We start from the raw sequence: 20684 nt of genomic DNA on the forward strand, positions 1-20684 counted from the left end.
TGGCGCGGGTCCGGGTGGCGCGGGCCGTCATAGCGCGCGCCGTCGTACCGTGGGTCGCCCTGCCGCCGGTCTTCATGGCGTGGCGCGTCGAACCGTGGCGCGTCGAACCGTGGCGCGTCGAACCGTGGCGCGCCACGGCGTCCGTCCGGGTCGACAGGATGGTCCCGTTCCGGATGGTCCCGTTCGGAGTGCCGGGGCCGGCGCGCGAGTCCCCGGTCCGGATCTGGCTGCTCCGGACGGGTCTGCCAGGGATAACCGGGATACGACTGGTCCGGGGGGAACCGGGCCGGGCGTTCGGCCGCCGGGTAGCCGTCCTCGTCGCAGTNCCCGACATNGGGTGGGTCCCGGTCCGACGGTCCACCGCCGGTACCGCGATCACGCCGGGGGTCGGTAGCACCCCTGCGATGCCGGGCCCCAGGCCGGCCCTCCTCCTCGACCGGCGTCATGGGCCGCTCCGTCGCCGTCGGAAGGGAGCTGTGGCCGCCGAGTCGCCGGTGTCCTCCTGGCTGTCGAGGCCGTGGCGAAGGGTGTCTCGGTCCTGGTCGTCATAGCGCCGGACGGCCGTCCGTACCACCGGCGTCGTCGTAGTCGAGGTGGCGGCTTCGCGCTCGTCGTCGCCACTATGCCGGGTCGAGACCGAGGCGGCGGGGGTGAGCGGACCGGCGGGGGTGAGCGGACCGGCGGGGGCGACCGGATCGACCTGGTTCACCTGGTTCACCTGGTTCACCGGGTAGAGCGGGGCAGTCGGCCCGGTCATAGCCTCGTGCGGACCCGCCGGTCTACCCAGGTCGTCCTCGGCCCCACGCAGGCGGGCCCGTAGCCGTCGCGCCAGGCGGATGATGACCGCCAGGAGCAGCACGCCGATGGCACCGATGGTGATCGCGGTCGCGATGGCGCCGTAGACGGTGGATCGGACGAGAACCCGGTTCGGTGGTTCCTTGGACAGCGCCTGCCCGTCGAGGTTGAGTTTGCGGATCTCGAGGGGAAACGTTCCCGCGCCTTCGGCCTCCATCCCGATCTCGACCTGAGCCTTCTGCCCTGGGGGAAGGCGGAGTGTCTGCCGGGCTGGCGAGCGCAGCCGGGACCGGTTGGTCGAAGAGAAGGCGAGCACCACAGTGACCTCGTATTGGGTGTTGTTCTCCAAGGTGATCGGGACCAGCCCACGTTTGCTCGTCAGGTTGACGCTGCGGGAGGCCACCACCTGGATTCCGTTGCGGATCGCGGACGCCTCCCCGTCCNCCTGCTGGCTCAACGACACACCGTCAACCCTGCGGTCTCCCCGCCACGCGGCGGAGGCCGCCGTGACAAGCGCGTTCTTCATCGGGTTGATGAGCTGCAGCTGGCACCTGGGACCGCGCCTGGGTGGGCACAGCACGGGGCTCAGGGCCTGCACCTCGTCGAGGACGTCCTCGACGGCGGTGAGGTAGTTGGCCGGCAGTTCGCGGGCCTGTGCCTCGGCCGGGTAGACGAGCCGGCCCGGCCGGTCGGCCGGCCGGCCCTGGCCCCCGGCACCTGCGTCGAGTCCCACCGAGATGGAGTAGCCGCTGGTGAGGGTGTCGAGTACCGACCGTGCCCAGTCGCTCGGCGGATCCCAGTCCCGGGGCAGCGCCAGGACCTGGAACCGTTGCTCGGGTCGTTCGGCGGTGATCATGCCGAGCTCGGCCCGCAGGCGTGCCAGGGCCGTCCCGAAGTCGGGACCGTCGGGCAGCCCGGTGTAGGCGGTTGCGATCCTGGTGAGCCGGCGGTCGGCCGCGAGCGCCTGGATCGGTCCGGCCGAGGTGGCGAGGCTGACGGTCGCTGACGGAGTATAGGTGATCTTCGTCGCGGGGGGTAGCAGCTGGTCATCGAGGATCACGGTCCCGACCTCCAGCTGGCGCAGTACGTCCACGGTGGTGGCGTCCGCCGACCCGTCGGCAGGGTATGCGATGGTGCCCTTCTGTAGAGGGGCACGCCCCAACAGTTGGGCCAGCACAACTTCGCCAGTCTTGACGGCGTACTTCATCGTGTCCAGCTTCCGGGCGTGGACGAGCGCGGTCAGATCGGCATCCCCGTAGGGCAGCGCGAACACCATGCCTCCGTGCTCGGCGAAGCGCACGATGTCGGAGAGAAAAAGGGCCGCATCGGCGTTCGCCTGCGCATGAACGGGCCCGCCCGGGGTGGCGTAGTCGTAGCCGCCCGGCTGCGCCATGATGGTCAGCGCCTGCACCAGGGTCGGATCGACGGCGAGCGTGACCGGCGGCGCGGCGGCGGTCAGCAGCCGGGACAGCCGGCCGCCCGGCTTCACCTCGTCCGCGAGCGCGTTGTCGGTCAGCCTGCCGTCCGAGCGCAGGCGCGGCTGATCTGCGATCGGCAGGACCGCTGCGATCGGCGTCCTCGGCTGCTGCGGATTCGGCGCCCAGACCAGGAAGGTGTAGGCCGCGCCGATCGGTGCCACGGCGCGGCCCCCGACGGAGCCGGTAATCCGTAGCTGGATCGGGTACACCCCCAGGCTCGGCGGCAGGTCCAGCGCGGCGCGATCGGTGGCGATCCGGAAGGGCACGGGCGCGGCACCCTGGGTGGGCGGGGCGGCCAGCGGCTGGGTGCCGTCGCCGTTCGCGAGGACCACCTGGCGGTAGCTGCGTGTTCTCGCCGTGGCCGGGTCATCGGTCAGGGTGGCCAGCTGCCCGCGTGAGGTCACCCTGGCGCCTATCCACAGGCTCATGGAGAGGTGGGCCAGCGGCTCCCCGACCGTGGTGATGAGCTGGCCGCTGACGGAGAGCATGGTCGAGCCCCCCGGGGTGGGGGGACTTACCTCATCCAGATCAATCGTCACCGGGTTCGGCGAACCACCGGGCCTGGCTGCCGTGTTATCCGGAGTGATAGATGGCAAATTATTCGATTTATCGGTGGATGAAGATGCGGAAGATCGTGGTGTTCTTGTAGATGAACCGTGGTGGGTAACCGGTTCGACGAGGACTCCCCCGGCCGACGCGGGGGCCGAAGCCGAAGCCGAGGCCGCGCAGACCCCGGGCACGGCCACGGCGAACAGGGCCAGCGCCGCGAGCATCGCCGCCCAACGAGGTCCACGACGGCGCCGCCCGGGTCCCTTCTCACGCATCGTCACAGCCTGTCCCGCTCATCCGAACAGCCTGTCTCACTCATCCGAAGTCTGTCGATGCGGTCGTGTGGTCATGCGGTCGTGTGGTCATGCGGTCGTAGTCAGCAGGGTGGGCACCTCGTGGATCAGGCGGCGTTCATCGGCGTACGCGAGGCTGCCGGTCACCTGGGTCAACAGCACCCACTCCGCCGCCCGGCGCAACGGCGCGCGACCGGTGGTGGAGGTCGGCGGCGGCATGGGTTGATCGTACGNNCCCCCGGCGNCCAGCCGGCCCGCCTGTCCGGAACGCCGGGGTTACGGCTTGGTTCCGCTAGGCCCTCCCCGGTTGGACGCCGAGGGNTGGACGCCGAGAAATCATGATCATTGTTTCGGGTCCACGTGCCGGATCACCGGCGGTGAGGCCGTAACCTGAAGGTGTGTCAGTGATCAGTCTGGACAATCCGCGAGACTCGGCCGAACGGGTGGTGAGTGAGCTGTTGAGGGTGCCGCCGGCCGCCGATGAGCTTGGCCGCGTCTTCACCGCGAACGGCTACCTCCTTCACCTCGTCGGTGGTTCGGTACGGGACGCCCTGCTCGGCAGGCCGGCATCCGCTGTGTCCGGGGCCGTACCGGCCGATCTCGACTTTGCCACGGACGCCCGCCCCGAGCGGGTTCTGGAGATCACCCGAGGATGGGCGGAGGCGACCTGGGAGGCCGGAATCGCCTTCGGCACGGTCGGGCTCGCTCGGCACGGTGTCCGGTTCGAGATCACTACCTACCGTAGCGAGGCGTACGACCGGAAGTCCCGCAATCCGGCCGTGACCTACGGCGACAGCCTGGAGGCGGACCTGTCCCGGCGGGACTTCACCGTGAATGCGATGGCGGTGTCCGTGCCCGGCCATGACTTCGTCGACCTGTTCGGCGGGATGGCAGATCTCGCCCGCGGCGTGCTGCGTACCCCCGCAAGCCCCGAGGCGTCGTTCGACGACGACCCNCTGCGCATCCTGCGGGCCGCCAGGTTCGAGGCGGCCCTGGGCCTCACCCCGGTACCCGAGCTGGTCGCGGCGATGCGCTCGCGGGCCGATCGGCTCGCGGTCGTCTCCCCCGAGCGGATCCGCGACGAACTGCGCAAGCTCATGTCGGCTCCCGACCCGGTCGCCGGTCTGGAGCGGTTGGTCGAGGTCGGGATCGCCGACATCGTGCTGCCCGAGGTGTCCGCCATGCGGATGGAGATCGACGAGCACCACCAGCACAAGGACGTCTACGCCCACACCATGACGGTGCTGCGTCAGGCGATGACCCTGGAGGAGCCGGGGGAGCCGGACGAGGTGCTGCGCTGGGCCGCGCTGCTGCATGACATCGGCAAGCCGCGGACCCGCCGGCACATGACGGGTGGGCGGGTGTCCTTCCACCACCATGAGGTCGTCGGCCGGGACATGGCCCGCCGCCGGCTCGCGGCGCTGCACTTCCCCAAGGACGTGACTGACGCGGTCTGCCGGCTTGTCTACCTGCACCTGCGCTTCCACGGATACGGGGCGGGCGAGTGGACCGACGCCGCCGTACGCCGCTACGTGCACGACGCGGGTCCTCAGCTCTCCCGGCTGCACAAGCTGGTCCGCTCGGACTGTACGACCCGCAACCGGCGCAAGGCCGCGGCGTTGTCCCGGACGTACGACTCGCTCGAGGAGCGGATCGCCGAGCTCGCCGCGCGCGAGGAGATCGCCGCGATCCGGCCGGAGCTTTCCGGGGACGACATCATGGTGCTGCTGGGGCTGCCACCGTCCCGGTTGGTGGGCCAGGCCCGGTCGCACATGCTGGAGTTCCGCTTCGAGCACGGGATCGTCGGCCGGGAGGCCGCCGAGGCCGAACTGTTCCGGTGGGCCCGGGAGCACGAGGTGCCCGTCCCCGGTGATGCGCCCGTCCCCGGTGAGCTCACGCCTCGGCGGGGGTGACGGGCCTGGGCTGACCGTCCGGGCCAGGCTGACCGTCCGGGCCAGGGCGGTCAGCCGGTCGTGCCGATCCGGGCTCGCCGATGTGACGGATGATCCGGTCTTCCGGATGGCGGTGGGCGGCCCGGTAGTACAGGATCCCGGCGAGCGCGTAGCCGGCCCCGGCTACCAGGACCACCGGAACGGACCGGCCCTCGTCCGGCAGGACCACGGCGGCCACCGCCGCGGCCGCCACGAAGGCGACATTGAACAGCAGGTCGTAGAGCGAGAAGGCGCGACCGCGGTAGGCGTCGTCGGTCTCCTCCTGCACGATGGTGTCCACGCAGATCTTGCTGGCCTGTGCGGAAAACCCGAGCAACGCTCCCGCGACGATGAACAGCGTCGAGGAGAAGGGTAGCCCGAGCGCGACCTCGACGACCCCGCCGAGTACCAGGACGAGGGCGATCCAGCTCGACTTCGGCATGCGCCGCGTGACGCGGGGAGTCGCGAGCGCGGCGCTGATCGTGCCGGCTCCACTGGCGGCGACGACGGCGGCGAGTCCCGCGAGCCCGCCTTCCGAGCCGGTGAAGTAGTTGCGATACAGCAACACCGTCATCACGAGGATCAGGCCGTAGGCGGCCCGCGAGGTGGTGAGGGCGGCGAGCGCCCGCCGGGCCGGCCCGTGGTTCACCAGATAGCGGGCGCCGTCGAGCATGTCGGCGACGACCTGGGTGGTCTGCGCCCAGGCGCCCTGCCAGGCCATCGTCTCCAGCGGACCGAAGTCGCTCCGCCCCGCCCGCGCCGCGGTGGCGGCGGCTACAAGGTAGGTGAGAGCCGCCAGAGCGGCGACGAACGCCACCGCCCCGTCCTCGCCGCCGATCAGCCCGCGCAGTCCGCTGCCGACACCGGCTCCGGCGAGCGTCGCGACGGTGCCGGAGGTGACGGACAAGGCGTTCGCCGTGACAAGCCGGTCGAGGCCGACCACGACCGGGAGCCCGGCGGACAGCGCCGCCAGCACGAAGCGGTTCATGCTCACCGAAGCCAGTGCCACCGCGTAGAAGTCGAGGCCCGTCTGGCCGGTGGCGATCAGAGCGACCAGGATGCCCATCAACAGCATCCGGACGAGTGAGCAGACCACCAGAACCCGCTGGCGGGACACGCGATCGAGCACGATGCCGGCGAAGGGTCCGATGACGCTGAACGGCAGCACAACGATCGCGAGCGACGCGGCCAGGGCCGCCGCTGAGGTCGCCCGTTCGGGAGAGAACAGCACATAGCTGACGAGGCTCGCCTGGAAGACGCCGTCGGCGGCCTGGGAGGTGAGCCTGGACGCGTAGAGCATCCGGAACCCACGATCGTGCAGCAGCTCACGAAGGTTCTCCGCCCGGGCCACGTCGTCAGCCTAGGACCAGACTGGTCGGCTCGGGGCACAAGGTCCGGCCGCCCCCCTCCGGGCGGCCGGACCTTGTGTTTCCGACCGGGTCCGCTGGCCGGCCGATCCGACGAGGAGGACCCGACGAGAAAGATGAGGACGACGAGGAATCAGCCCTCGATCAGCCCTCGTCGCGGATGAACGCCTCCACCCGGTCCCGGGCCTCGTTGTCGCGGNACTGCTCCGGCGGGGACTTCATGAAGTAGGAGGAGGCGGAGAGGACCGGGCCGCCGATGCCCCGGTCGAGTGCGATCTTGGCGCAGCGCACCGCGTCGATGACCACCCCGGCGCTGTTGGGGGAGTCCCATACCTCAAGCTTGTACTCGAGGTTCAGCGGCACGTCGCCGAAGGCACGTCCCTCGAGGCGGACATAGGCCCACTTGCGGTCGTCCAGCCAGGCGACGTAGTCCGACGGCCCGATGTGCACGTTGTCCTTGCCGNGGTCGTGGGAGACTTGGGAGGTCACGGCCTGCGTCTTGGAGATCTTCTTGGACTCCAGCCGCTCGCGTTCCAACATGTTCTTGAAGTCCATGTTGCCGCCGACGTTGAGCTGCATGGTCCGATCCAGGATCACGCCGCGGTCCTCGAAGAGCTTCGCCAGAACCCGGTGGGTGATGGTCGCGCCGACCTGTGACTTGATGTCGTCGCCGACGATCGGCACGCCTGCCGCGCGGAACTTCTCCGCCCACTCGGGCACCCCGGCAATGAACACCGGCAGGCAGTTGATGAAGGCGACGCCGGCGTCGATGGCGCACTGGGCGTAGAACTTCGCGGCGTCCTCGGAGCCGACCGGCAGGTAGCAGACGAGTACGTCGGCACGGGTCTCCCGCAGGGTTGCGACGACGTCAACCGGCGGTTCGTCCGACTCCTCGATGGTCTCCCGGNAGTAGCGGCCGAGGCCGTCGAGGGTGTGGCCGCGGCCGACGGTGACCCCGAGTGGGGGGACGTCCGCGATCTTGATGGTGTTGTTCTCGCTGGCGGCGATGGCCTCGGAGAGGTCGCGGCCGACTTTCTTCGCGTCCACGTCGAACGCGGCGACGAATGTCAGGTCCGAGACGTGGTACTCGCCCAGCCGCACGTGCATCAGCCCGGGGACCCGGGCTGACGGGTCGGCATCGCGGTAGTACTCGATCCCCTGGACCAGCGAGACAGCGCAGTTGCCTACGCCGACAATGGCGACACGTACCGAGCCCATGATGGTCTGCTCCTTAGCTGAGATCTTCGTGGAAGTGGGTCATATGGGGCACGCAGCTCCGCCGCGGCATTCCCGATCATGCTGGTCGGGAACAGGGACCCGCTACGGGATGACGTTCATCGGGTGGTCGGGACCTCGCCGTCGGGGTCCTGGCCGGCTGTCCGCGGGGCCCGCCTGCTCCGGCCACGCCTGTTCACGTTCACGTTCAGGTGCGCGTCGCCGTCGGCAGGCGTGCCGCTATCCCGTGCGCGCGGGTCGTCCTGGCGGTCCGCCTGCGCCGGAGGGCTTCCCGGCCCGCTTGGGCGGGCTGGTTCGACGACGGGTACCCCCGGCTGCACGGATCCTGTGGACGGGGTTGTGGGCAAACCTGTGGATCCTGTGGACAACTGTGGTCCCTGGGTGCCGACGGGGGTGCCGGCGCGTTCGGTCTCGATCAGCTCGTTCAGCCAGCGGACCTCACGTTCGACCGATTCCAGGCCGTGGCGCTGCAACTCGAGTGTGTAGGAGTCGAAACGCTCGACGGTCCGGGTCAGGGCCGATCGANCCTTCTCCCGGCGCTCCTCGAGCCGCCCGCGGCGACCTTCGAGGATGCGGAGGCGGACAGCGGCGTCCGTCTTCGAGAAGAAGGCGAAGCGCACGCCGAACATCTCGTCTTCCCAGGACGACGGTCCGCCCTCGCCCAGCAGGTCCGCGAGCTTCTCCTTGCCCNNGNCNNTNAAGGTGTAGACGNCCCGACTGCGCCCGCCGAGACGGCTCGCGGCGCCGACGTCGTCCGCGGTGACGTAGCCGGCGGACGCGAGACGACGCAGACAGGGATAGAGCGAGCCGTAGCTGAACCGGTGGAACGCGCCGAGGAGCGCCGCGAGCCGTTTGCGCAGTTCATAGCCGTGCATAGGGCTCTCGGAGAGCAGGGCGAGGACCGCCAGCTCCAGCATGATCCACCCCTTCTCGACCGTGATGCCCCGTGATGCCCCGTGATGCCCCGTGATGCCCCGTGATGCCCCGTGATGCCCCGTGATGCCCCGTGATGCCCCGTGATGCCCCGTGATGCCCTGCCGACCGTTCCGCGGGCCGTGGTGGACCACGGCCCGCGGAACGGTCAGCTCGACATATCGGAGCGATACATCGAGGATAGACGTCGCGGGACGAGCACCGCAACCAGGAATGACCAGTCGGCGACCGGGAGATGACAGATAGGCGCCCTGCCGGTGCATCCCGACCCCTGCCGGACCATCGGTCCCGCGCGGCCAGATCCCGGTGCGGGCGGGCTCACACTGTCATCCGGATCACAGTCGGGATGTGGAGCTGGGAGACCGGTTTGGCGGCTGTGCGGACCGTCTGTGCGGACCGTCTGTCTGGAAGCCGGCTCCGGCGTACCGTTGCTGGCATGCGTCCGCGGTCGGTCATCGACTACGCGCTCGCCCGCCGGGCGACGCTGGCGGATCTCTTCGCGGGCAGGATCTCGTCGTTGGATGTCTGCGACGCGCATCCTTATCTGCTGCGGGCGGCCAGGTACCACGGTGAGCGGACCACGAAGCGATGCCCGGTCTGCCGAGGCGGCGATCCGCTCATCCATGTCACCTACGCCTACGGCGACGAGCTCGGAGAGAGCTCCGGGCGGGTTCGCACCACCAGGGAGCTCCCCGCGCTCGCGTCGAGGTACAGCGAGCTGCGGATCTATGTGGTGGAGGTGTGTCCGCCCTGTGGCTGGAACCACCTGGTCACTTCTTATGTGATCGGGACGGGGNAGCCGAGNGCGAAGAAGCAGATCCGGCGGCGGACCGCGGACCGCTGACGGCTGGTCGTCCCCGAGAGGCGCAAAGGACGCCCTGCGCGAGGGGGCGGAATTCGGCGTGAGACCCTGGTCTGCCATGTGGGTCTCATGGCAGGTCCTGGCGTCGCATCCGCCATGGGCTGACCTCGTCACAGCCTCGCCGGGTGAATGCGGCGAGTGAGCGAACATCACGTAGTCGGCCCCGGTCCGATGGTGGACCGGTGGTCGCCGGGATCGTGCACGGTCCGGGCCGAGACGGGCCGGTTCTGTAGATCCTGTGGAAATCGGACCTTCGGTGATGGTTGGGGGCGCCGGCCCGTCTCCTGCGGCGGTCCGGATACCGGGGAGTCCCGCGGCGACGGATGGAGCGGTTGGTGAGCTCTCCCTACGATCAGGGCTCTAGTCGGGGTGGTCCTGCACCTGACCGAGCATGGCCTAACCCGGACGGCCAGTCCCGGGTACCCGCGGACCGGGTACCCCCGGACCGGGTACCCCCGGACCGCGCCCGGCGGCCGGAGCAGGCCAGGCCCGGCCAGGCCCAGCCAGGCCAGGCCCAGCCAGGCCAGGCCCGGGCAGGCCAGGCCCGGGCAGGCCAGGCCCAGGGACGCCGGCTGGTGCCGCCGACGGGCCGGCCCACCGGCGGGAGAGGGGAACGCACCGCTCTCGTGCCACCCGCGGCTCCCTCCGCCGCGGCGAGGACGAACACGCCGCCGGACGGTGGGACCGGTCGGGGTGCCGGTGCCACCGTCGGGGGGTGGGTGCCGGACCGTGGCATCGGGAAGTCCGACGCGCCCGGCCGTGAACCGTCCAGCGCTCGTCCCGGCATGCCCGTCGGCGAGGCGACCGGTCGTCGCCGAGGCGGCGGCGCGCCCTCCGGTCGGGCGACCCCCACCCGGNGGGTTCCCGGCCGTGGGTTCTCCGATCGGACCGCCTCTGACCGCGGCGTCCCCGATCGTGGGCCGGACCAACCGGCAGACCGGACAGCCGGCGAGGTCAACACCCTGTACGACACCGTCGACCAGGAAGCCCTACGACGGGTCGATGTCCGGGAACGCACCGTGGACGCCACCGTTTACCACAAGGTGATGCCGGAGCGGGACTCCCGGAATGGCCGCCGCAACGGTGTGTCGGACCGCGACCGCATGACCGAGGTGACGCCCGCTCAGCGGGTGGCCGGTCGGCGCGACCTCACCCGCGCCACCGAACTGATGGCCGTCCGGAGCCGGGCACGGGAGGGAGACGGATCGGCCGCTACCCGCCGGATGGCGGGTGGGCGACCGGGCGCGGATCGGATCGAGCCCCGCCGGACCGGTCCAGGCCGGCCCGGTCCAGGCCGGGCCGGCCCGGGCCGATCCTCCCGGGCGGAGATGGGTGTCCCGGGCGGGGCGGGAGGACCCGGGCGCCGCAACGGGAAGGCCCCCCGGCCGGGCCAGGGGCGACACGGCCCGATGTGGTGGCGACGGCGCCCGCGCTGGCTGCGCCGTCTGGTCTTCGCCAGCTTCTTCTCCGGTCTTCTCCTGTTCGCCGCCGGCATCGGCGTCATCTACGCGGCGACCCGGGTCCCGCTGCCTGCCGAGGTGAAGACGGACCAGACGTCGATCATCTTCTACGGACCGCCGGCCGGCTCGCACCAGGACAACGGTGAGGAGCTTGCCCGGATCGGCACCGTGAACCGCACCGACGTGCCGCTCGCCGAAGTGTCCGTGGACATGCAGCACGCGGTGCTCGCGGCCGAGGACAAGAACTTCTATCACGAACCCGGTATCTCTCCCAAGGGCATTGCCCGGGCGCTCTACGTGAACGTCACCGGCGGGGAGCTGCAGGGNGGTTCGACCATCACCCAGCAGTACGCCAAGAACGCGTACCTGTCGCAGGAGCGGACCTTCACCCGCAAGATGCGCGAGATCGTGCTCGCGGTGAAGCTGGGCCAGAAGTACTCCAAGGGACAGATCCTGGAGTTCTACCTGAATACGATCTACTTCGGCCGGGGCGCCTANGGTATCGAAGCNGCGGCGAAAGCCTACTTCAACACCTCGGCCGCCAAACTCACCCCCGCCCAGGGGGCGGTCATCGCGGGCCTGATCCGATCACCCAACTACCTCGACCCGGCCAAGAACCCGGGTCCGGCGGCGAACCGCTGGCACGACGTGGTCGCGACGATGGTCGCCGAGGGCTGGGCTCCGCCGGGGCTCGCCCAGCAGAGCCCCCCACCCGTGGCCGCGAAGGCGCAGGACGCCGCCGCCTCGTCCGACCAGATCGCGTACATCCGCGATCAGGTCAAACGTGAGCTTACGACCGTCGGGAAGATCACCGAGGATCAGATCAACCGCGGTGGACTGCGCATCACGACCACGATCGACAAGGGGCGGCAGTTCAAGGCCTTCCAGGCGGTGAGCGACGTGCTGGGCCCGGCGTACGCCGCCGTGCCGGATCTGCGTACCGGGCTCACCGCGATAGAACCCGGGACCGGCAGGATCCTCGCCTGGTACGGCGGGTCGCTCTACGGCAAGGACGCACAGGGCCACGAGCAGTACGTCGACAACGTGTCAGGGGCGCAGGTGCAGTCCGCCTCCACCTTCAAGACGATCACTCTGGTCGCCGCGTTGCGTCAGAACATCAACCTCAAGTCGACCTTCGCCGCTCCCGCCAAGATCACACTGCCGGGGAATTACGTGGTCAGCAACGACGAGGGTGAGGCGGGCGATCTCGGATACAAGAACCTCATCGAGGCGACGGCGGGCTCCATCAACACGGTGTACGTACCGCTGGGGCAGAACATCGGCGTCTCGAACATCATCAAGACCGCGCGCGACCTTGGCATCCCGGCCAGCACCCAGCTTCGCAACGAAGCGGGTATCACGCTGGGCCAGGACGACGTGCACGCGGTGGATATGACCACGGTCTACGCGACCCTCGCCGGCGCCGGAGTGCGGGCCACACCGCACATCGTGGACAAGGTGGTCGACGGCAACGGGCAGGTGATCTATTCGGGTACCCCGGATGTGAAGCAGGTCATCCCGGCCACGGTGGCCCGCGACGCCACGTACGCCCTGCAGAGCGTGTTGACGGATTCGAGTGGCACCGGAAAGCGGGCCCGGCTGGACGGCGGGCGGGAGGCCGCCGGCAAGACCGGGACGTCGACCAACTTCCGGTCGGCCTGGTTCTGCGGGTACACCAGGGAACTCGCGTCCTGCGTGAACATGTTCCGGGGCAAGGGCACCGAGCAGGATGTGCTGAAGGGCATTCCCGGCGCCGAGAAGGGCGTCTACGGGGGTACCTACCCGGCCAAGGTGTGGAAGGCGTTCATGGACGCCGCGCTGACGGGGGTGCCGCCGTCGAAGTTCGATCCGCCGGCCTTCGGTGGCCTCGTGCAGGATAACGAGCCCGAGCCGACTCCCACACCCACCCCGGCGCCGAGCGCCTCATCGAGCCAGCCCGGCGATACCGGCGTCAACCTGGGCGATCTCCTGAACCCCAGTGGCAACGGCAACGGCGGTGGTCAGCAGCAGGGNGCCGGCCAGGCGGGCCGGCCGGCTCGACAGACGGGGATCTTCTCCGACCCGTTCAACTGACCGGGAGGTCGAGTTCAGTGCTGGTCATGGGCTGTCATGGGGCGAGAATGACGGGCATGGCCATGTCCCCGGCGTCCCCCGTCCGCGTCAGCCCGGCCCGGGAGGACCCGGTCGTCGCGGGGGCAAGCCAGCTCATCGGTGGGCCGCCGGGTGAGCACGCGGCCGTGCCCGACCGGCGTGGTTGGCTGACCCCGCTGCGGGTGCTGATGGCAATGGTCATCGTGGCCGGGGTCCTCGGCTACACCCAGAAGATCAGTTGCCGGGACACCCGGAACTGGACGCATGAGCACCAGTACACGGCGTTGTGCTACTCCGACATCGTCGCGTTGTACAGCCAGGAGGGGCTGGTCGACGGGAAGATCCCCTATCTGGACTACCCGACGGAATATCCGCCGTTGATCGGCGCCACCATGCAGCTCGTCGCCTGGCCGGCCGGTCTCGCGAACGGACCGCGGGCGGTCTACCGGGAGGAGAACGGCGAGCGCGTCTTCGACCATTACACGATGGACATGCGGTCGGCCGTCTTCTACGACCTCACCGCCCTGCTGTTCCTGATCGTGGCCTCGGTCGCGGTGTGCTGCACCGCGCTGGCGGCCGGATCGAGGCGGATCTGGGACGCCGCTCTGTTCGCGCTGGCGCCGACCCTCGTGCTGCATCTGCTGACGAACTGGGACATCATCGCGGTGGCGTTCGCGGCGGGCGGCCTGCTTGCCTGGTCCAGACGGGCTCCGAAGCTCGCCGGGATGCTAATCGGACTCGGCATCCTCACGAAGCTCTATCCGGCCCTGTTCCTGCTAGGGTTGGCCTTTCTCTGCCTCCGGGCCGGGAGGCTGCGCGANCTGGCCCGGACCGTCTGCGCGGCGGCGGTGACGGTGCTGGTGGTCATCGTCCCGCTATGGCTGACCGCCGGCTACTTCAACGCGGAGAACGCCCGCGTCGGCGACAGCATCTGGTCGACCTTCTGGCGAGGTGGTGACTGGATCCGGCTGGTCGGTGGTGGTCCGGACGGGGCCCGCAACGCCATCGCCCGGTTCTTCGATCTGAACTCCGACCGCGGCGCCGACTGGGACTCGCTGGCGTTCGGCGCGACCTGGCTTGCCGGCCGCTACGACCCGGCCTGGTTCGGAGCACTGCACCTGGTGGTCTCCGCGCTCACTGCCGTCGTCCTCGTCGCGGTGGCCGCGGCCGCGATCCATCATCGGCCCGATGCGCGCCGGCTGGTCATCGCGGCGGCCGCGGCCGGCTGGGTGACGATCGTCGTCGCCCTCCCGATGATCCTGCAGGGCTTGCGGAACAACGGCCTGCCCATCTCCACGTTGAACATCATCACTGGGGCGGCCCTGCTGGTCTCGGTGGTCGCCATCGGGTTACTCACCTGGCTCGCACCGCGCCGGCCCCGTCTGCCGCAGGTGCTGTTCCTGCTCGTCGTCGCCTTCCTGCTGACCAACAAGGTCTTCTCACCCCAGTACACGATCTGGCTGCTACCGCTGGCGGCACTGGCTCGGCCCCGATGGAGGCTGTTCCTGCTGTGGCAGGTCTGCGAGGCGTGGGTGCTGTTCACCCGATTCATGCACTTCATCTACAACGACACGCAGGGTCGTCACGGCATCGACCGGGGATGGTTCGTCGGCGCGGTGGCCCTGCGCGACCTGGTGCTGCTCGTCCTGGCCGGATTCGTCGTCCGGGAGATCCTGCATCCGCATACCGACATCGTGCGGACCGGCGGAATGGCGTACCCGGGTGATCCGCGTGTCGCGGTCGGCTCCGCTGCCGTCGGCGATCCGGACGCCGTTGACGACCCTGCGGGCGGGGTGCTGGACCATGCCCCCGATGTCCGCGGCGGCCGGCCGGCGTGGGTTACGGCGGCGGCCACCGGCGAGCCGGCCGGAGGCCCGGGCGCCGGCAGTGCCGACGGGGCCGGGTCCGGCGGTGCATGATCCGATCGGGCCGGGGATGGTCCGAGCGGCCTGGGCCCGGCTGCCGGAGCCGGTCCGGGCCACGCTGCCGATCTGGTTCGGGAGCCGGGTCGCGGTCGCCCTGCTGGCGCTCGCCGCCGCGCGGGTCCTTACCTCGGCGCCGGCGCGAAACGCTCCCGGCCTGCGCACGCTCTGGGACCGGTGGGATGTCGGCCTGTTCACGAAGGTCGCCCGGTACGGTTATCTCTCCCCCGCCTACTCGGACCGGACAGAAGTCGACTTTCCCGGCCTCCCGATCGCGATGCGGATCGTCCATATTGTCGTTCCGGACTGGATTGTCGCGGGTCTGGTCGTGTCGTTCCTCGCCGGTGCGGTCGCGGTCGCCGCGCTGTGGCGGTTGGCCGCGGACGAGGTCGGCAAGTCCGCGGCGCGGTTCGCCGTCCTCAGCCTCATCTGCTTCCCCTACGCGGTGTTCCTGTTCGCCGCCTATTCGGAGGGCATCTTCCTGGGGTTCGCGACGGCGTCCTGGCTGGCGGCACGTCGCAGCCGCTGGTGGTTGGCCGGCCTGCTGGGCGCCGGGGCGGCATCCGCCAGGATCAGTGGTATTCCCTTCGGGGTCGCGTTGGCCGTGCAGTACGTCGCGAGCCGGCGCTCCGCCGGCCTCCCGGTGTTCGCCCGGCCGGCGTTGTCGTTGGGGCTTCCACCCATCCCCGTCCTCGCCTACCTGGGCTATCTCAGGATTCGCACCGGGGGCTGGGGCTCCTACACGGACGCGATGCGGGACGGCTGGCACCGAGGCCTCGACTGGCCCTGGTCGGGCTGGACCGCCACCTGGGCATCGGCCACGGATGGCAACGGTGCGTCGACCTTCGTCTGGTTCTGGCGCGGGGAACTGCTCGCGGTGGTCGTCGGGGTACTGCTGACCATCATCCTGCTGGCCGGGAGACGGTGGGGTGAGGCGACCTTCCTCGGCGTGATGACCGTGATAATGGCCTGCACGAATTATTATGCATCGGGAATCCGTGGAATTTTAGTGGCCTTTCCGTTGTATCTGATGCTCGCGCGAGCCGCCGCGCGGCAGAGCTGGGTACAGTCGGTATATCTATGTACCGGTACGCCGATCATGGCAGCCCTGGTCGTCGCCTTCACGCAGGGACAGTGGGTGGACTAGCCTTTCCCCGCATGGCGCCTTCGGCGCAATGCGGGGGCCCCTGGCATCGGGGGCCGTGCGGGGTTTCCGTCGCCTCGCCTTCGGCGAGGTTCCTGGGGGAGCCTTCGGGAGCCTTCGGGAGCCTTCGGGCGCCTTCGGCGCAATGCGGGGGCCCCTGGCATCGGGGGCCGTGCGGGGTTTCCGTCGCCTCGCCTTCGGCGTTTGGAACTACGGGAGGCAATGCTGTGGACAGGCAGGATACCCAGCCGGGTCAGCCCGAGCCCGGCACCGGGGACGTCGGCGGCGACCCGTCCGGGAGCGACCACGACTCTTCCCCGGGCAGCCACGGCGGTTCCGGGTCCGGGCGCGTCGGTCCGCAGCTGGCTGCCCGCATGCTCGCGGTGGTCGCGGTCGCCGCGGCGCTCGCGGTGCTCGTGTTCGCCCTCGCGGATCCCTCCCCCTCCCGGCACATGCGTGGCCTCCTGATCACGGTGAACCTCGTCTGCCTCGCCGGGGTGTTCACGGCGTGGCTTCGCGTGGTTCTCGTGGTCGGGGCCGCCAGGGCCCCCGGGGGAATCGAGTAAGCTCGGCCGGACATGCCGTGCGCCGGCGTACGTGTGTCCATCCGCTGGTCCAGGCCGACCACTCGTCATGATTGGTCGGCGCGCCTCCGGGTGGCCCGCGTGCCCTGATGATCGTCCGGATGTGCTGACGGGCGGTTCCCTCTCAGATCCATCGCGTCGAGCACGTTCGAGACGGCACAGGTTCCGGTCGCGGTCCCTCCTGCCACGGAAGATCCGTGGCCGCCAGAGTCCACAGGAGGTGGGTTCAGCCTTGGCACGTCATTATGAGCTCATGGTGATCCTCGATGCTGACCTCGAGGAACGCACTGTCGCGCCCTCTCTCGACCAGTACCTCGGTGTCGTCCGTCAGGGCGGCGGCGTGGTGGAGAAGGTCGATGTCTGGGGGCGGCGCCGGCTCGCCTACGAGATCGCCAAGAGTCACGAAGGCATCTACGCCGTCATCGACCTTCATGCGGAGCCCGACGTCGTCGCCGAGCTCGACCGTCAGCTCGTCCTCAACGAGTCGGTCATGCGCACCAAGGTCATCCGGCTTCCAGAGCCGAAGAAGCCACGTCAGAGCCGCCGGGCGGCGGCATGATCCGGTCCGCGGCGACGGCAGTCCCCGTGCCGTCGTGGGCCGCCGATCTCCGGGAGAGTGCCCATGGCCGGTGAAACCGTCATCACCGTCGTCGGCAACCTAGCCAACGACCCCGAACTGAGGTTTACCCCGAACGGTGCCGCGGTCGCCAGCTTCACCGTCGCATCCACGCCGCGCACCCTCGACCGCCAGACCAACGAGTGGAAGGACGGCGAGGCGCTGTTCCTGCGCTGCTCCATCTGGCGCCAGGCGGCGGAGCACGTCGCCGAGTCGCTGCAGAAGGGCGCTCGGGTCATCGTCACCGGCCGCCTCAAGCAGCGGTCGTTCGAGACCCGCGAGGGTGAGAAGCGCACCGTGATCGAGCTCGACGTCGACGAGATCGGTCCGAGCCTGCGCTACGCCACCGCCAAGGTCGTCAAGGCCGCGCGTGGCGGTGGTGGCGGCGGTTACGGGGGCGGAGGCGGCTACGGCGCGCCTGCCGGCGCGCCCCCCGGCGCACCTGCCGGTGTTCCCGCGGGCGTTCCGGCCGGCGGCGGCTACGGCGGCGGTAGTGGTGGAGCACCCATCGATGACCCCTGGTCGCAACCGGCCGGCGGCTACTCCGACGAGCCACCGTTTTGAGCGGCCGGTCGTCGTCCTCGCGAACGACACAACGAGGTAGGAGCACACCCATGGCCAAGGCGGCCGTGCGCAAGCCCAAGAAGAAGGTTTGCGTTTTCTGCAAGGACAAGGTCGACTACATCGACTTCAAGGACACTTCGCTGCTGCGCAAGTACATCTCCGACCGGGGTAAGATCCGGGCCCGTCGGGTGAGCGGTAACTGCAGCCAGCACCAGCGCGACGTGGCGACGGCGGTGAAGAACAGCCGCGAGATGGCGCTGCTGCCCTACACCGCCTCGGCCCGGTAGGGGGTGGCAATGAAGCTCATCCTGACCCAGGAGGTCCCCGGTCTCGGCAGTCCGGGTGACATCGTGGAGGTCGCGAACGGGTACGGGCGTAACTNCCTCGTGCCCCGCCGGTACGCGATCCTCGCGACCAAGGGCGCGGAGCGTCAGGTCGAGCAGATCAAGCGGGCCCGGTCGGCCCGCGCGGTTCGCGATCTCGGGCACGCTCAGGAGATCGCCGGTCAGCTCGGTGGCCTCAAGGTCGAGCTGACCAGCCGGGCGGGCAAGGAAGGCCGCCTGTTCGGTTCCGTGACGGCGGCCGATGTGGTGGAGGCGGTGACCGCCGCGGGTGGCCCCGAGCTCGACCGGCGCCGCGTCGAGCTCACCACGCCGATCAAGTCCCTGGGCGCCTACACCGTCGCCGTGCATCTGCATCCCGAGGTGACCGCGACCGTGAAGCTCCAGGTCACGCAGGCCTGATCAGGTCTGACCAGGGCAGGGCGGGCCTGATCGCGGCCGGATGGGCCCGAGGNCAGGCGGGTCTGACGGGGTGGCATCCGCCGTTTCTCCCGCTGTACCGCCGCGCTCGCTGTACGGGCTCCCCTGGCCGACCGTCTCAGGTGGTCGGCCAGGGGAGTTCGTTGTGTGTGGGGCAAGGGGCGACGACCAGATCCGAAACTTTTTCTCATCCACAGGGCACTCGGGATGCAGGCGCCTGCCAGCTAGGTTTCGTCGAGGTTGTGGTCTCGGGTGTCCACAGGTTTCCGATTTCCGTCCCGATGTCCTCCCCAGGTTTCGGCCGGTTGCCCACAGCTTTTCCACAAGGGCCTGTGGATAACTTTTTGGTGGGTGTGCCCGCCGGTCCGTAAGGTCGGACCCTCCAGGCCGAGGAAGGTACTTCTAGCCTGATCGGGCCAGGCCTCCTTCGGTGACGCGGGCGGCGCCCGGCGAGAGGCTCACCGGGCGCCGCCCGTTCGGTCCCTGCTGGAAGCCCCGGCCGGTCGGGGGCGGAGCGGTCGTTGACAGCGGTTCCGATCTGTACGAACATACGTTCGAATACGGGTCTACGGGAGTCCCGGGAGGGTGCGTCGTGAGCGTCACCGAGATCTCGCGTGGTTCCGGTGGGAGTGCAGAGTTCGACCGGACTCCCCCGCACGACCTGCCCGCTGAGCAGAGTGTGCTCGGCGGCATGCTGCTGTCGAAAGACGCCATCGCCGACGTCGTCGAGGTCCTGCGGACGGGTGACTTTTACCGTCCCGCGCACGGCCTCGTGTACGAGGTCATCGGCGATCTCTACGGCCGGGGGGAGCCTGCGGACGTCATCAGCGTCGCCGCCGAGCTCAGCCGCCGAGATCTGCTCGAACGGGTGGGCGGTCCGGCCTACATGCACACCCTCATCTCGAGCGTGCCCACTGCGGCCAACGCCGGGTACTACGCCCGTATCGTCGCGGAGAAGGCGGTCCTGCGCCGCCTCGCGGAGGCCGGCACCCGCATCGTGCAGCTCGCCTACGGCGCGGCTCCGGACGTCAGCGACGTCGTCGACCGCGCCCAGGCGGCCGTGTACGAGGTGACCGAGCGCCGGACGAACGAGGACTACCTGCCGCTGGGGGAGCTGCTCAACCCGGCGTTGGAGGAGATCGAGTCCATCCAGGGGCACGACGGTTCGCTGACCGGGGTGCCCACCGGTTTCGTCGACCTCGACGAGCTGACCAACGGCCTGCACGGCGGCCAGCTGTGGATCGTCGCGGCCAGGCCGGCCGTGGGCAAGTCGACCCTCGGCCTGGACTTCGCCCGGGCGGCGTCGATCAAGAACGGGATGGCGTCGGTCATCTTTTCGCTGGAGATGAGCCGCATGGAGATCACCATGCGGCTGTTGTCCGCCGAGGCGCGGGTGTCCCTGCAGAACATCCGCACGGGCCGGCTCACCGACGACGACTGGGGTCGCCTGGCCCGCCGGATAGGCGAGGTCGCGGAGGCCCCGCTGTTCATCGACGACAGCCCGCACCTGACGATGATGGAGGTCCGGGCGAAGGCCCGGCGGTTGAAGCAGCGTAACGAGCTGCGTCTGGTGATCCTCGACTACCTGCAGCTGATGTCGTCGCCCAAGAAGGTGGAGAACCGTCAGCAGGAGGTCAGCGAGATCTCGCGGTCGCTGAAGCTGCTCGCCAAGGAGCTCGACGTTCCGGTGGTCGCCATCTCCCAGCTCAACCGCGCCTCCGAGCAGCGGGCCGACAAGCGTCCCCAGGTCTCCGACCTGCGCGAGTCCGGAAGCCTGGAGCAGGACGCCGACGCGGTGATCCTGCTGTACCGGGAGGACACGGTCGAGAAGGAGTCGGCGCGCGCCGGCGAGGCGGACCTCATCATCGCCAAGCACCGCAACGGGCCGACTGGCACCGTCACCGTCGCCTTCCAGGGTCATTACTCACGGTTCGTCGACATGGCGAACTGAATTCTCGGCCCGGGAGCGGGACGAGGCCCACGGGTGGAGAGCGTCAGCGGCCCGCCAGCGGCCCGGGTGGGTGCCCGGGTGTGTTTGGCGTGGTCATGGTTCATGTTGGCGGACCGCAGATCTCCCGATGCTGCCAGACTGGGCGGT

15 protein-coding genes and 2 pseudogenes are annotated in these 20684 nt (G+C 69.7%); 11 read left to right on the forward strand and 6 right to left on the reverse strand.

Translation table 11 applies throughout. From position 1 onward, the window contains the following. The 3 genes and pseudogenes from ALLO2_RS26830 to ALLO2_RS25255 all read right to left on the reverse strand — a co-directional run. Positions 1-446 (reverse strand): annotated as a pseudogene (locus tag ALLO2_RS26830) (murein biosynthesis integral membrane protein MurJ); the annotation flags it as partial. Further along, positions 443-3097, reverse strand: a complete 2655-nt coding sequence (locus ALLO2_RS00665; RefSeq protein WP_035729301.1) for a DUF6049 family protein — start codon at positions 3095-3097, stop codon at positions 443-445. The pseudogene ALLO2_RS26830 and the gene ALLO2_RS00665, both read right to left, overlap by 4 nt. Before the next feature lie 87 nt (positions 3098-3184). Beyond that, the gene (locus ALLO2_RS25255) at positions 3185-3334 is read right to left on the reverse strand and encodes a hypothetical protein (RefSeq protein WP_023839965.1); all 150 of its coding nucleotides are present in this window, start codon (positions 3332-3334) and stop codon (positions 3185-3187) included. A gap of 185 nt (positions 3335-3519) precedes the next feature. On the opposite strand from ALLO2_RS25255, the gene ALLO2_RS00670 reads away from it, so the two are divergent. Beyond that, positions 3520-5028 carry a CCA tRNA nucleotidyltransferase gene (locus tag ALLO2_RS00670; protein WP_011438885.1) on the forward strand — a complete coding sequence of 503 codons (1509 nt, stop codon included), beginning with the start codon at positions 3520-3522 and terminating at the stop codon, positions 5026-5028. On the opposite strand, the gene ALLO2_RS00675 is transcribed toward ALLO2_RS00670, so the two are convergent. From ALLO2_RS00675 to ALLO2_RS00685, 3 genes and pseudogenes are all read right to left on the reverse strand, one after another. Next, entirely contained in the window at positions 5009-6397 is a 1389-nt protein-coding gene (locus ALLO2_RS00675) for an MFS transporter (RefSeq protein WP_011438884.1), read from the reverse strand. The genes ALLO2_RS00670 and ALLO2_RS00675 overlap by 20 nt on opposite strands. Positions 6398-6557: 160 nt before the next feature. Then, positions 6558-7631 (reverse strand): inositol-3-phosphate synthase, encoded by a 1074-nt coding sequence (locus ALLO2_RS00680; protein ID WP_035729027.1) that lies wholly within the window; start codon positions 7629-7631, stop codon positions 6558-6560. Positions 7632-7747: 116 nt separating this feature from the next. Then, positions 7748-8566, reverse strand: a pseudogene (locus tag ALLO2_RS00685) (PadR family transcriptional regulator). 452 nt (positions 8567-9018) lie between these two features. Between ALLO2_RS00685 and ALLO2_RS00690 the strand changes: the two are divergent. From ALLO2_RS00690 to dnaB, 10 genes are all read left to right on the forward strand, one after another. Further along, positions 9019-9426 (forward strand): DUF5318 family protein, encoded by a 408-nt coding sequence (locus ALLO2_RS00690; protein WP_035729304.1) that lies wholly within the window; start codon positions 9019-9021, stop codon positions 9424-9426. Between the two features lie 353 nt (positions 9427-9779). After that, positions 9780-12977 (forward strand): transglycosylase domain-containing protein, encoded by a 3198-nt coding sequence (locus ALLO2_RS00695; RefSeq protein WP_035729306.1) that lies wholly within the window; start codon positions 9780-9782, stop codon positions 12975-12977. Positions 12978-13024: 47 nt separating this feature from the next. Further along, a complete protein-coding gene (locus tag ALLO2_RS00700; RefSeq protein ID WP_035729029.1) occupies positions 13025-14914 on the forward strand; it encodes a glycosyltransferase family 87 protein in 1890 nt (629 codons plus the stop codon). After that, positions 14907-16064, forward strand: coding sequence for a hypothetical protein (locus ALLO2_RS00705; protein WP_011438878.1), 1158 nt, complete (start codon positions 14907-14909; stop codon positions 16062-16064). The genes ALLO2_RS00700 and ALLO2_RS00705 overlap by 8 nt, the downstream gene beginning before the upstream one ends. 224 nt (positions 16065-16288) lie before the next feature. Next, a complete protein-coding gene (locus ALLO2_RS00710) occupies positions 16289-16627 on the forward strand; it encodes a hypothetical protein (protein WP_011438877.1) in 339 nt (112 codons plus the stop codon). A gap of 250 nt (positions 16628-16877) precedes the next feature. Beyond that, a complete protein-coding gene (gene rpsF / locus ALLO2_RS00715) occupies positions 16878-17204 on the forward strand; it encodes a 30S ribosomal protein S6 (protein ID WP_011438876.1) in 327 nt (108 codons plus the stop codon). Between the two features lie 63 nt (positions 17205-17267). Then, positions 17268-17825, forward strand: a complete 558-nt coding sequence (locus ALLO2_RS00720; RefSeq protein ID WP_023839971.1) for a single-stranded DNA-binding protein — start codon at positions 17268-17270, stop codon at positions 17823-17825. Between the two features lie 50 nt (positions 17826-17875). Beyond that, the gene (rpsR, locus tag ALLO2_RS00725; RefSeq protein ID WP_011438874.1) at positions 17876-18112 is read left to right on the forward strand and encodes a 30S ribosomal protein S18; all 237 of its coding nucleotides are present in this window, start codon (positions 17876-17878) and stop codon (positions 18110-18112) included. 9 nt (positions 18113-18121) lie between these two features. Further along, positions 18122-18568 (forward strand): 50S ribosomal protein L9, encoded by a 447-nt coding sequence (rplI, locus tag ALLO2_RS00730; protein WP_035729030.1) that lies wholly within the window; start codon positions 18122-18124, stop codon positions 18566-18568. Between the two features lie 610 nt (positions 18569-19178). Next, the gene (dnaB, locus tag ALLO2_RS00735; RefSeq protein ID WP_011438872.1) at positions 19179-20537 is read left to right on the forward strand and encodes a replicative DNA helicase; all 1359 of its coding nucleotides are present in this window, start codon (positions 19179-19181) and stop codon (positions 20535-20537) included. Positions 20538-20684: the final 147 nt, after the last annotated feature.

The organism is Frankia sp. Allo2, from assembly GCF_000733325.1.
Taxonomy (GTDB): domain Bacteria; phylum Actinomycetota; class Actinomycetes; order Frankiales; family Frankiaceae; genus Frankia; species Frankia casuarinae.

Coding starts and splice junctions, on each gene's coding strand:
- ALLO2_RS25255 (WP_023839965.1), bottom strand. CDS start 3,334: ATGCCGCCGCCGACCTCCACCACCGGTCGCGCGCCGTTGCGCCGGGCG.
- ALLO2_RS00720 (WP_023839971.1), top strand. CDS start 17,268: ATGGCCGGTGAAACCGTCATCACCGTCGTCGGCAACCTAGCCAACGAC.
- rpsR (WP_011438874.1), top strand. CDS start 17,876: ATGGCCAAGGCGGCCGTGCGCAAGCCCAAGAAGAAGGTTTGCGTTTTC.